The organism is Streptomyces sp. NPDC049970 (assembly GCF_040660235.1).
Taxonomy (GTDB): Bacteria; Actinomycetota; Actinomycetes; order Streptomycetales; family Streptomycetaceae; genus Streptomyces.
Genome location: NZ_JBFALP010000016.1, coordinates 119,210 through 131,691, shown reverse-complemented (window position 1 = coordinate 131,691; position 12,482 = coordinate 119,210). Strand labels below are relative to the sequence as shown.

Here is a 12,482-nt window from a genome sequence, read left to right as displayed (position 1 = left end):
CCGGTCTGTGTGGGGGAGCGGCTCGCTCCCCTGGCGGCGGTGCACCGGATGGGGGTGGGTGGCGGGGCCGGTCCGGAGGGGTGCGCCGGACCGGCCCGCCTGTGCGTACGCGCTGTGCGTGGGGCGGGTTACGAGAGGGCGGCGACCGTCTCGCGGACCTTGGCGTTGATCGCCTCGGGGATCGGGGCGTAGCCGGCGTCGGTCAGGACCTTCTGGCCCTCCGCGGAGGAGGTGTAGGTCAGGAAGGACTTGACCGAGCCGAGGGTGTCGGCCTTGTTGCCGGTGTCGCAGACGACCTCGTAGGTCACCAGGACGATCGGGTAGGCGCCCTCGGCCTTGGTGGTGTAGTCGAGGTCGAGCGCCAGGTCCTTGCCGGTGCCCTTGACCTTGGCGGCGGCGATGGCCTTGGAGGCGTTCTCCGAGGTGGCCTCGACCGGGGCGGCGCCGCCGGTGTTGATGTCGACGGTGGTGATGTCCTGCGAGGCGGCGTACGACAGCTCGAAGTAGCCGATGGAGCCGTCCACCTGCTTGACCTGCGTCGCGACACCGGCGGAGCCGGACGCGGCCTGGCCACCGGGGGCGGGCCACTTCTTCTCGGCCTCGTACTTCCAGTCGCTCGGGGCCGCGGCGTTCAGGTACTTGCCGAGGTTCTGCGTGGTGCCGGAGTCCTCGGAGCGGTGGAACGGCTGGATCGCCTTGTCCGGCAGCTTGACGCCGTCGTTGAGCTCGGCGATCGCCGGGTCGTTCCACTTCTTGATCTTGGTGTCGAAGATCTTGGCGAGCGTGGGGGCGTCCAGCGTGAGCTTGTCCACGCCCTCGAGGTGGAAGCCGATCGCGATGGGGCCGCCGACCATGGGGAGGTTGATGCCCTGGCCGGTCTTGCAGATCTTCTTCGACTCGGCGACCTCTTCGGGCTTCAGCGCCGAGTCGGAGCCGGCGAAGCCGACGGTGCCCTGGTTGAACGCGACGATGCCCTCACCGGAGGAGGAGGAGTTGTAGTTGACCTCCACGCCGGAACAGGCGGCCATGTAGTTCTTGACCCACAGGTCCATGGCGTTCTTCTGGGCGCTCGACCCGGAGGCGCGGAGCTGGCCTTCGGCGTCGTCGCACTTGATGTTCGACGCGGCGGTGCTCTTCTTGCCGCCGCCGTCCGCGCCGGCACCGCTGTTGTCGTCCGAACCGCACGCCGTGAGGACCAGGGCGCCGGAGACGGCGAGGGCACCGAGCGCGGTGGCACGAAGCCGGTTCTTGCGCTGAAGCTTCACTTTCGGGGTGTTCCTTCCAGGAGCCGCCGCGGCTGTGGATGCCTGGCGGCGTGCGATGAGGAGTGGTGCGGTGGCTTGGCGCCGTGCACCGTGTACGTCCGAAATTAGGCAGAACAGGTGAAGCGCCCTACGGGGCAGGGTGAACGGCAGGTGAACCGTGTCGGGCGGGCTGGTTCCGGGGCGCTGTGGGGCTGTGCCGGGGGCGGTTCACGGGGCGCCAAGTGCCCAGGGCGGTCGACGGGGCGTCTGCCGCGCACGCGGCGGGAGTGGCGAAAGCACGCCTGCCGTGCACGCGGCGGGAGTGGCCGGAGCACGGCGGGACGCGGCGGGACCGGCCCGACCGGGGCCCGACCGGCGTCTTGCCGGGACGATCCCGTCAGCGGCCGGATTCGGGTGCCGGCCTGGTCGGCCCGCCCCGTCCGTGGCCGGATTCAGGCGTCGGTCGGGAGCGTCCGCAGGAAGGCGTGCAGCTGGACGCGGTCGCCGGGGCGGGTCAGACGGTCGCCGGCCGAATCGGGGGAGAGCCACTCCAGCCGGTCGACCTCGTCGTTGGGCTCGAAGGCGCCGTCCGCGGCCTCGGCCGCCCAGTAGCTGACCTCCTTCGGACGCCCGTTCGCCGTGTAGCGGGCGGTGGGCAGGGCGGCGCCCGGAACACAGCGGTGGCCGGTCTCCTCCAGCACCTCGCGCAGGGCGGCCTCCAACGCGGTCTCGCCGCGCTTCAGCTTGCCTTTCGGGAACGACCAGTCGTCGTAGCGGGGCCGGTGGACCAGGCAGATCTCCGGGCCGCCGTCCGGCGAGCGCCGCCAGAGCACGCAGCCCGCCGCGCGTACGAGTCCGCTCATGGCGCGGTCACGGCCGCCGCGTACGGCCACGCCTCCCGGAACACCGCGCGCGCGGCCTCCACCTCGTGCCGCTGGTCGGCGTGCAGCACGCCGAGGGCGTACGCGGTCGCCGGGGCGATCCTCGGGGTGCGGGCGGCCTCCGCCGCGGCGGAGGCCGCCTCCGCCGCGTCCCGGTGCAGGTCGAGGGCGTGCCCCGGCCCCGCCAGGGCCGGATCGGGGACGCCCCGCAGCACCTCGTGGGCGTACCGGTGCAGCCGCAGGAGCAGGCGGGCCTGGTGCCAGAGGGCGTCGTGGGCCTCGTTGTACGGCTCCGCGGCCTCGTCCGGCGGCAGGGCGGCGACCGCGGCCAGCATCCGCTGCTCCGCCCGTGCGGCCGGTTCGTGCAGCGACCCGGCGGCGGTCGACAGCGGGACCTCCGAGGCGAGCAGTGCGACGCCGTCGGCGACGGCGTGGAAGCGGGAGGACCCGATGGCCTGGAGCGCGGCCGAGTGGGCGCGGGTCCTGGCGAGGGTGAGCCTGCGTTCGAGGAGGGCCCCGGCCCTGGCGGCGCCGACGCCGAGCGCCGCCCGTTCCTTGTCGCGTTCCGCCGAGGTGTCCGTGTCCCGCGTGGCCCTGGCCGCCGGGAGCGACACGCCGGAGAGCTGGTGCAGGGCCTCCAGGAGCAGGCCGAGCCGGGTGGCGTACGCGTGTTCGCGTGCCAGGGTGCCGGAGAGCCAGGCCAGTTCCGTACGGAGCTGGTCGGCCCAGGACGGTTCGAGCGCCTCCCGGAAGGTGTGCAGGGTGCCGCTGATGCGCCGGGCCGCGTGGCGCAGTGCGCGGGCCGCCTCGTCGGCGCCCTGCGTGCCCGCGTCCGCCGGGGCGCTGTGCTCACGGTGCAGACGCAGACCCCGCAGGAAACAGGCTGCCTGTTCGCGCAGGTAGGGCGCGAGGACCGCTTCGGCCGGGCGGACCGCCTGGGAGGGGGCGGTGGTCGTCTGGTGGTCAGGGCGTCGCACGCCTGCGCCTCCGGGCTTCGATGAGCATCTCTTGTACGTGCCGCAGGGGTTGGCCGTCCGCGTCCGCGGAGTGCCTGGTCCAGTTGCCGTCGGGGCCCAGGTGCCAGGACGCGGTGGTGTCGGACATGCCTGTTTCCAGGAGCCTGCTGAGCGCGGCGCGATGTGCGGGGTCGGTGACGCGGACCAGTGCCTCGATCCGGCGGTCGAGGTTGCGGTGCATCATGTCGGCGCTGCCGAACCAGACTTCGGGTTCGCCGCCGTTGCCGAAGGCGAAGACCCGGGAGTGTTCGAGGAAGCGGCCCAGTATCGAGCGGACCCTGATGTTCTCGGAGAGGCCGTTGACGCCGGGGCGTATCGCGCAGATCCCGCGCACCCAGATGTCGACCTGCACACCGGCCTGCCCGGCGCGGTAGCAGGCGTCGATGACCGCTTCGTCGACCATCGAGTTGACCTTGATGCGCACGTACGCCGACCGGCCCGCCCGCTGGTGGGTGATCTCCTTGTTGATGCGGGCGATCAGCCCGTCGCGCAGGGACTTCGGGGCGACCAGCAGCCGGCGGTAGGTCTCACGGCGGGAGTAGCCCGACAGCCGGTTGAAGAGGTCGGAGAGGTCCGCCCCGACCTGCGGGTCGGCGGTGAGCAGCCCGAGGTCCTCGTAGAGCCTGGCCGTCTTGGGGTGGTAGTTGCCGGTGCCGACGTGGGAGTAGCGGCGCAGCGTGTCGCCCTCCTGACGGACCACCAGGGACAGCTTGCAGTGGGTCTTGAGCCCGACCAGGCCGTAGACGACGTGGCAGCCTGCTTCCTCCAGCTTGCGGGCCCACTTGATGTTGGCCTGTTCGTCGAAGCGGGCCTTGATCTCGACGAGGACGAGGACCTGCTTGCCCGACTCGGCGGCGTCGATGAGGGCGTCGACTATCGGGGAGTCGCCCGAGGTCCGGTAGAGGGTCTGCTTGATCGCGAGGACGTCGGGGTCGCCCGCCGCCTGTTCCAGGAAGGCCTGTACTGAGGTGGAGAAGGAGTCGTACGGGTGGTGCAGCAGCACGTCGCGTTCGCGCAGCGCGGCGAAGATGTCCGGCGCGGAGGCGGACTCGACCTCCGCCAGGTCGCGGTGGGTGCCGGCGACGAACTTGGGGTACTTCAGCTCGGGCCGGTCCAGCGAGGCGATGCCGAAGAGTCCGGTGAGGTCGAGGGGGCCGGGCAGCGGGTAGAGCTCGGTCTCGGAGATCTTCAGCTCGCGCACGAGCAGGTCCAGGACGTACGGGTCGATGGACTCCTCGACCTCCAGGCGGACCGGCGGGCCGAAGCGGCGCCGCATGAGCTCCTTCTCCAGCGCCTGGAGCAGGTTCTCGGTGTCGTCCTCCTCGACCTCCAGGTCCTCGTTCCTGGTGACCCGGAACATGTGGTGGGCGAGGACCTCCATGCCCGGGAAGAGCTCTTCGAGGTGCGCCGCGATGATGTCCTCTATCGGGACGTAACGCTGCGGGGACGCCTCCAGGAAGCGCGTGAGCAGCGGGGGCACCTTGACGCGGGCGAAGTGGCGGTGGCCGCTGACGGGGTTGCGCACGACGACGGCGAGGTTGAGCGAGAGCCCGGAGATGTACGGGAAGGGGTGCGCCGGGTCGACGGCCAGCGGGGTCAGCACCGGGAAGACCCGCTGCCGGAAGAAGGTGAACAGACGGGCCTGTTCCTTCTCGGTCAGCTCGGGCCAGCGCACCAGCTGGATGCCCTCGTCGGACAGGGCGGGCGCGATGTCCTGCTGGTAGCAGGCGGCGTGCCTGGCCATGAGCTCGCGCGAGCGGGTCCAGATCAGGTCGAGGACCTCGCGGGGCTGCAGGCCGGAAGCCGACCGGGTGGCGACACCGGTCGCGATACGCCGCTTGAGGCCGGCCACCCGGACCATGAAGAACTCGTCCAGGTTCGAGGCGAAGATCGCGAGGAAGTTAGCCCGTTCGAGTAGTGGGGTGGAGGGGTCCTCGGCCAGTTCCAGGACGCGTTCGTTGAACGCGAGCCAACTGCGCTCCCGGTCGAGGAAGCGGCCCTGCGGCAGCTCGTCGCCTCCGCCGTCCGGTTCGTAGGCGTCCGCGTCGCTGTCCAGGTCGGGATCCAGGTCGGCGGCTGTGGACAGACCCGAGGGCACCCCGCCGGCTACGGCGCCGGGCCGGTGCGCGGCGAGGGAGCCCACGGACGGCTGGGCGGGCTGGACCGGGACCTCGGAGCTCGGCTGCTGGCTCATGGACCTATTCTTCCGCGCGTTCGGCTCCTCAGGCGCGTCGGAGCCGAGAAAGATCGCGGAAGAGACGGGACCGGTCCGTGCTGCGCGGTCCTTGCCGTTGCGGGGGGTGGGCAGAGCTGGCTGCATCCCGTGAGGGTCGCAAGCTCTTCTGAATGGCCGGTAACGGCGACATGACGTACAGGAAGCGGTGTGGCTGCGGTGCCGCGCCGGTCACGGTGGGTGAACCCCTGCCCGGCCTTCCGTCCGGGGGCCGGGCAGGGCGGTCCTCAGCCGGTGCGGCGGCGCAGCACCCGGAAGGCGAGCGTGACGGCCAGGGCGGCGAGGACGAGCAGGATGCCCGTCTCGACGAGCTGGAGGGGCCAGTGGTGGGAGGCCGGGTGGTAGTCGATGAACGTCCCGGTGATGTCGTGGGCGGCGATGCACCGGTCCTTCACCCCCTGGTCGACCTGCGGCGGGCACACGTCGAAGGGCAGCCGGCCGCCGCCGCCGGTGACGTGGCCTGCGTCGACCACCCAGGAGCCGAGGGTCGAGTCCGGGCCCTCCGTCGAGACGCTGGTCCGCGTGGGCCAGAGGCTGCTCCGCAGGGTTCCGAGCGTCCCCGCCACCGTGCCGGTGACGAGCACGGCCACCGACATCGCGGCCACGGTGCGGGGCACCAGCAGGCCGGTGAGCGTGCCCACGGTGACGCCGAGCAGCGTGTAGCCGATGACGACCGGGACGGTCGCGCCGAAGACCGGGACCTCGTACCAGAAGCTCTGGAAGCCGGTGGCCGTCCACTTCCGTGCCCAGGCGAGGACCGCGGACAGCACGGTCACGCCGGCCACGAGCAGGACGGTGGGGACGGCGAGTTTGGCCGCCAGCCAGCGAGCGGGCGTCACGGACTGGGTCCAGGCCATGCGGTGGGTACCGCTCTCCAGCTCCCTGGCGATCAGCGGCCCGGCGACGAACGCGCTCACGACTGCGGGAAGGACCACCAGGGTCAGTCCCGCCCCGGTGAGCACACTGCTGTAGAGGGACATCGAACCGTTGAAGTCCACGATCCGCCGGTCGCAGGCGGCGCCCGAGACGCCCGAGGCCTCGCAGGGAGCCGCCTCGAAGCCGTCGATCAGGTGGGACGCCCACAGGGCGAAGCCGATGAGGACGACGGCTCCGGCCACGGCGAGAAGTCCCGCGGTGCGCAGGGTGTTCCGGTGCTGGCGTACGACGACGCGGGCGGGGCCGCGCAGCTTGGTGAGGGTGCTCATGCGGATGTCACCGTCCTGGACTGGTCGTTGGACGCGCTCGGGGTGAGCAGGGCCGGGGCGTCGGGGGCGCGGAGGTGGGCCAGCAGCAGTTCCTCCAGGGACGGGTCCGTGACATCCCAGGCGGTGCGGTCCACGGGGCCCTCCCTCCGTACGAGTGCGGTGAGCTGACGCCCCGTCGTACGGGCCTCGACCACCGTGTGCGGGGCCGGATCGCGTACCTGGCCGGTGAGCACGGCGTGCGCGGCGAGGATGTCGTCGCTCTCGCCGCCGAGCCGGATCCGGCCGTCGTCCACGAACAGGAGGTAGTCGCAGGCGCCCTCCAGCTCGGCCAGGATGTGCGAGGACATCACGATGGTGGTCCCGCGCTCGGCGGCGTCGGCCATCAGGACGCCCATCAGCTGGTGGCGGGCGAGGGGGTCGAGGTCGGACATCGGCTCGTCCAGCAGCATCAGTTCGGGCCGCTTGCCGAGCGCCAGGGCCAGGGCGAGCCGGGTGCGCTGCCCGCCGGACAGTGTCCGGACCTTGGCGTCCTGGGGGAGGGGGCCGGCGACCCGGTCGGCGGACGCGCGGTCCCAGGTGGCGGGATTGAGCTCGGCCCCCGCCCACAGGGTGTCGGCCACGGTGAGCTGCGGGTACAGGGGCTTGCCCTGCGCGACGTACGCGACACGGGGCCGCGCCTCGGCGGCGGTGGAGCCGAGCACCCGCACCGACCCCTCGGCGGGCCGGAGCAGGCCGGCCGCGAGGGAGAGCAGGGTCGACTTCCCGGCACCGTTGGGTCCGACGAGTGCGCATATCCGTCCGGTGGGCAGGCGGAACGAGCAGTCGCGCAGCGCCCACCCGCGCTTTCGCCCGTAGGCCATGCCGAGGCCGTTCGCCTCGATCGCGGCGCCTGTCATGAGTTCTGGTCCCCCTTGAATGTGCTGTCCAGTACGTCGGTGAAGAGCGCGCTCACGTCGTCCTTGTCCAGTCCGGCGGCGCGGGCCCTGGTGATCCACGCGGACAGTTCGGCGCGCAGGGGCGGGTCGGTGGTGACCGCCGCGCTGCCGAGGGTCCGGCGGACGAATGTGCCGAGGCCGCGGCGGGCCTCGACGAGCCCTTCGCGTTCCAGTTCGCGGTAGGCCTTGAGCACGGTGTTCGGGTTGATCGCGGTGGCCTCGACGACCTCGCGGGCCGTGGGGAGCCGGTCGCCCGGCTCCAGCACACCGAGGCGGAGGGCCTGCTTGGTCTGCTGCACGATCTGGAGATAGGTGGCGACGCCGCTGCGCCGGTCGATGCGGAACTCGACCGCTGCGGACTCTGCCATGAACACCACCCTTTCACTAATTGAGTAGTGAAAGGGTGGCGTAAAGAAGGGGCGGCGTCAAGCGGCGCCGCCCCTGGACGGGTCGAGTGCTCAGGACTCCGTGCGGTACATCAGGTCGACCTCGTGCGTCGCGAAGCCCATCCGCTCGTACACCGACAGGGCGGCGGGGTTGTCGGCGTCCACGTAGAGCATGGCCGTCGGGAGTCCCCTGGAGGCCAGATGGCGAAGGCCGATCGCGGTGAGCGCCTTGCCGAGGCCGCCGCCCTGGGCGTCGGGCCTGATGCCGACGACGTAGACCTCGCCCAGCTCGTCCTCGGCGTGCACCTTCGTCCAGTGGAAGCCGATGATCTCGCCGTCGCGCTCGGCCAGGAAGAAGCCCTCCGGGTCGAACCAGGGTTCGGCCTTGCGGTCGTCCAGGTCCCGCTGGGTGAGGGAGCCCTGCTCCGGGTGGTGGGCGAACGCGGCACTGTTCACGGCGAGCCAGGCGGCGTCGTCCCGGCCCGGCACGAAGGTGCGGACGGTGACGCCGGGCGGGAGCGCCGGCTCGGCGATGTCGAGGGAGTCCAGCGGGCGCCGCAGCTGGCGCAGTTCGCGGAAGAGCGACAGGCCGAGGACCTGCGCGAGGTGGCGGGCGGCCGACTTCCCGCCGTGCGCCCAGGCCCGCAGCCGCTTCCCGGTCGCGCCGAGGAGGGCGGCCCCCAGGGCCCGGCCGTGCCCGCGGCCCCGGTGGGACGGGGCCACGACCAGCTCGGCGGCCGGGGCCTCGACGGGGTCGGTGTCCTCCAGCTGCGCGTATCCGGCCAGTTCGCCGTCGACCGTGAGCAGGAAGTGCCTGACGCCCTCGCGGTGCCCGCCCCTCAACTGCAGCCGCCCCTGCTCGGAGACGGCCTGCCTGCCGTCGGTCCCGGCGGCTTCGCCGAGGAGGGCGAGGACGGCATCGGCCTGCTCGGGGGTGAGCGCGTCGAGGGTCTCGATCTCGCGTCCGGGGGAGGGGAGGGGCGTGTCAGTCGTCATGGGTACGAGCGTACGGCGGAGAGGCTGGGAGCCGGGGCGGCAAGCCCGGTGCGGGACCGGTCGGGCGCCGTCCGCCGTTGCCGGCCGGAGGGCGACCCCGCGCCCCACGGTCCGCGCTCCACGCCCCAAGGTCCGCGCCTCCGCGACCCGCGACCCGGGATCTGGGACGAGCCGCGCGCACACGTGTGGCCCGCGCGATCGGCCCGAGGGGTATCGGCCATCTCGCGGCGATGTACCGGCAGTTCGGTCCTGGGGCGGTCCGGGACCACCGCGCGGGGCGCGAGTTCGCCGTCCCCCCGCCGACGGGCTCCCCGGCGCGTACGGGCGCGGTGACGTTTCTGCTGGTATATGTGCGCTCTCCGGGTGATCGGTCCCATTCCGGGCGCACGGCAACCAGTTCGTAACCCCGGGCACCTGTCGCGCTACGCGCGTTGACTCTAGGCTGCGGCACGCAGGATCCAGAGAATCGAAGGGGACCGATGTCAGCGACTCCACAGAAGAACCGTGTGCCCAGGCGGGTGCTCGCCGCCGCCGCCGGGCTGGCCACCGTGGGCGCGCTCGTCGCCGCGATGCCGGCCGGTGCCCATGACCGTGGCCACGGTCACGGCCACCACAAGCCCCGTACCGTCGACGTGCAGCTGCTCTCCTTCAACGACCTGCACGGCAACCTGGAGCCGCCGGCCGGTTCCGCCGGGACGGTCGCTGAGAAGCAGGCCGACGGCACGGTGAAGTCGGTCCCGGCCGGTGGCGTCGAGTACCTGGCGACCTCGCTGCGCACCGCGCGCAAGGGCCACCCGTACTCCGTCACGGCTGCCGGCGGCGACATGGTGGGCGCGAGCCCGCTGTTGTCGGGGCTCTTCCACGACGAGCCCACCATCGAGGCGCTCAACGGGCTCGACCTCGACGTGACGGCCGTCGGCAACCACGAGTTCGACGAGGGGGCCACGGAGCTGGGCCGCCTCCAGAACGGCGGCTGCCACCCGGTCGAGGGCTGCTACGAGAAGGGCAAGAAGTTCAAGGGGGCCGACTTCCCCTACCTCGCGGCCAACGTGACGAGTGAGAAGACCGGCAAGCCGATCCTCAAGCCGTACACGGTCTGGAAGAAGAACGGCGTCAAGGTCGGCTTCATCGGGGTGACCCTGGAGGGCACGCCGAACATCGTCACGGCCAACGGCGTCAAGGGCCTGAAGTTCCACGACGAGATCGAGACGGTCAACAAGTACGCCAAGGAGCTCGACCGGCAGGGCGTCAAGTCCATCGTCGCGCTGATCCACGAGGGCGGGGCCCCGGCCTCCTCCTCGTACAACTACGACTGCGACAGCCCGGGTGCCGGTGACGGCGTCTCCGGTCCGATCGTCGACATCGCCAAGGGCATCACGCCGAAGGTCGACGCACTGGTCACGGGCCACACCCACCAGGCGTACGTCTGCACGGTCCCGGACCCGTCCGGCAAGCCGCGCATGGTCACGTCGGCGTCGTCGTTCGGCAAGCTCTACACGGACACCACGCTCACCTACGACCGCCGCACCAAGGACATCGTGCGCACGTCGGTGAAGTCCGCGACGTCGGCGAACCACGTCGTCAGCCGGGACCAGGCGAAGGCCACCGACATGACGGCCCTGATCGCCCGCTGGAACACGCTCGCCGCGCCGATCGCGAACCGGCCCCAGGGCTTCATCTCCGCCGACATCAACGGCCGGGGCTCCACCGCCCCGGAGAAGCCGCTCGGCAACCTGATCGCCGACGCCCAGCTCGAGGGCCTGGCCCCGGCGGACAAGGGCGGCGCGGTCGTCGCGTTCATGAACCCGGGCGGTATCCGCTCCGACCTGGTGTACGCGGCCTCCGGCAGCGAGGGCGACGGGGTGGTGACGTACGGCGAGGCGTTCACCGTCCAGCCTTTCACCAACATGATGAACGTCGTCGACCTCACCGGCGCACAGCTGGTCGCCGCACTCCAGCAGCAGGTCAGCGGCTCCAACGAGGCGTCCCCGAAGATCCTCCAGGTCTCGAAGGGGCTCACGTACACGCTGGACCTGACGAAGGCGGGCGCCGACCGGGTGGTCGCTTCCTCGATCCTGCTGAACGGTGAGGCGATCGATCCGGCCAAGACGTACCGCGTCGCGATGAACGAGTTCCTCGCGGGCGGCGGCGACGGCTTCGCGGCCCTCGGCCAGGGGACGAACAAGCTGGTCGGCGCCTCCGACCTGGACCTGTTCAACACCTACCTGGCGGCGCACTCCACGGCCACCGCGCCGCTGGCCCCGCCGGCCACGGACCGGATCACGGTCGTGCAGTAGTTCCGGCGCGCGGGAGCGTCGCGCTGCTCCTGCCCGGCTCGAAGACCGACGGTCCGCCACGCGAGGTGGCGGACCGTCGGCATGTTCAGGCCGGCCCGGGGACGAAGATGTGGTGCCCCCCTACCCGGCGCCACAGGATGCGCCTTTCCCCGGGACGGACTTCGTCTCCGTACTGCCAGGTGGCACGACCGTCCGGCGCCAGGTCATCTCCATGACGGGGCGTGCGCCCTGCGGCGGAGAGATGCGTGATTCCTGTCCCGGGATGTAGCGCGGATTCCGGCCGTACGGGTCCGTGCGGGGTGGACCCTGTTCCGGTATTGAGGTGTACCCGACATAATTCGAGCCTCCCCCCACAGCCGACGGAGGCCTCCCCGCATGAGCCCGTACACCCCCAGCCGACGCGCCTTCCTCACCGGCGCCCTCGCCGCCACCGCCGGAGTCCTCATCGGCGGGACGCCCGCCTCCGCAGCGGCAGGCCGCGCGTTCGGCACCCAGGACTGGATGGGAGGCATCGCCGACGCCACCCCGCTGCAGCGCCTCACGATCCCGGGAACGCACAATTCGGGGGCGCGTTTCGGCGGCCCCTGGACGGAGTGCCAGAACACCACGGTCGCCGAGCAGCTCGACAGCGGTATCCGCTTCCTCGACATACGCTGCCGGATCAGCGGCGACGCCTACGCCATCCACCACGGAGCGTCGTACCAGAACCTGAACTTCGACGATGTCCTGGGCGCCTGCCGGGACTTCCTGGCCCGGCGGCCGTCGGAGACCGTACTGATGCGGGTCAAGCAGGAGTACTCGCAGGAGAGCGACGCCGCGTTCCGGCGGATCTTCGACATCTACCTCGACGGCAAGGGCTGGCGTCCGCTCCTGCGCCTCGACTCCACGCTCCCGGACCTCGGTGCCGCACGCGGCAAGGTCGTGGTTCTCGCCGACAACGGTGGTCTGCCCGGGGTCCGCTACGCCGACTCCGCGCTCTTCGACATCCAGGACGACTACATGGCCGAGCCGGGAGCCAAGTACCCGAAGATCCAGGCGCAGTTCCGCAAAGCCGCGCAGCAGCCCGGCAAGCTGTTCATGAACTACGTGAGCACGGCGGCGCTGCTGCCGCCGCGCTGGAACTCCGACCGGCTCAACCCGCAGGTGCACTCGTTCCTCGAAGGGTCCGAGGCGGCGGGCTGGACCGGCCTCGGCATCGTCCCGCTGGACTATCCGGCGACCCGTTCGGGCCTGGTCGAGTCGTTGATCCGGCACAACCCGGCGGCCTGAGGCGGCGCACTCGGGCCCAG

The 12,482-nt window shown here is 71.6% G+C and carries 10 protein-coding genes; 2 read left to right on the top strand and 8 right to left on the bottom strand.

Annotated features, from left to right (window positions below; all coding sequences use genetic code 11):
- Window positions 1–128 precede the first annotated feature (128 nt).
- The 8 genes from pstS to mshD form a co-directional block, all read right to left on the bottom strand.
- Window positions 129–1,265 (bottom strand): phosphate ABC transporter substrate-binding protein PstS, encoded by a 1,137-nt coding sequence (gene pstS, locus AB0I83_RS24820; RefSeq protein WP_356537557.1) that lies wholly within the window; start codon window positions 1,263–1,265, stop codon window positions 129–131.
- Window positions 1,266–1,696: 431 nt separating this feature from the next.
- The gene (locus AB0I83_RS24815; RefSeq protein ID WP_363306180.1) at window positions 1,697–2,107 is read right to left on the bottom strand and encodes an NUDIX hydrolase; all 411 of its coding nucleotides are present in this window, start codon (window positions 2,105–2,107) and stop codon (window positions 1,697–1,699) included.
- Window positions 2,104–3,102 carry a CHAD domain-containing protein gene (locus AB0I83_RS24810; protein ID WP_363306179.1) on the bottom strand — a complete coding sequence of 333 codons (999 nt, stop codon included), beginning with the start codon at window positions 3,100–3,102 and terminating at the stop codon, window positions 2,104–2,106. Before AB0I83_RS24810 ends, AB0I83_RS24815 begins: the two co-directional genes overlap by 4 nt.
- Complete coding sequence (locus AB0I83_RS24805) at window positions 3,089–5,335, bottom strand: RNA degradosome polyphosphate kinase (protein ID WP_363306178.1); 2,247 nt, start codon at window positions 5,333–5,335, stop codon at window positions 3,089–3,091. Before AB0I83_RS24805 ends, AB0I83_RS24810 begins: the two co-directional genes overlap by 14 nt.
- A 266-nt stretch (window positions 5,336–5,601) precedes the next feature.
- Window positions 5,602–6,579, bottom strand: a complete 978-nt coding sequence (locus AB0I83_RS24800) for a hypothetical protein (protein ID WP_363306177.1) — start codon at window positions 6,577–6,579, stop codon at window positions 5,602–5,604.
- Entirely contained in the window at window positions 6,576–7,475 is a 900-nt protein-coding gene (locus AB0I83_RS24795) for an ABC transporter ATP-binding protein (RefSeq protein WP_356531245.1), read from the bottom strand. The genes AB0I83_RS24800 and AB0I83_RS24795 overlap by 4 nt, the downstream gene beginning before the upstream one ends.
- Entirely contained in the window at window positions 7,472–7,882 is a 411-nt protein-coding gene (locus AB0I83_RS24790) for a GntR family transcriptional regulator (protein ID WP_356531246.1), read from the bottom strand. Before AB0I83_RS24790 ends, AB0I83_RS24795 begins: the two co-directional genes overlap by 4 nt.
- Before the next feature lie 90 nt (window positions 7,883–7,972).
- Window positions 7,973–8,896, bottom strand: coding sequence for a mycothiol synthase (gene mshD / locus AB0I83_RS24785; RefSeq protein ID WP_363306175.1), 924 nt, complete (start codon window positions 8,894–8,896; stop codon window positions 7,973–7,975).
- 479 nt (window positions 8,897–9,375) lie between these two features.
- Between mshD and AB0I83_RS24780 the strand changes: the two genes are divergently transcribed.
- Window positions 9,376–11,193, top strand: coding sequence for a bifunctional metallophosphatase/5'-nucleotidase (locus AB0I83_RS24780; RefSeq protein WP_363306174.1), 1,818 nt, complete (start codon window positions 9,376–9,378; stop codon window positions 11,191–11,193).
- Window positions 11,194–11,568: 375 nt separating this feature from the next.
- Window positions 11,569–12,462 (top strand): phosphatidylinositol-specific phospholipase C, encoded by an 894-nt coding sequence (locus tag AB0I83_RS24775; protein WP_363306173.1) that lies wholly within the window; start codon window positions 11,569–11,571, stop codon window positions 12,460–12,462.
- The last annotated feature ends 20 nt before the right edge of the window (window positions 12,463–12,482 follow it).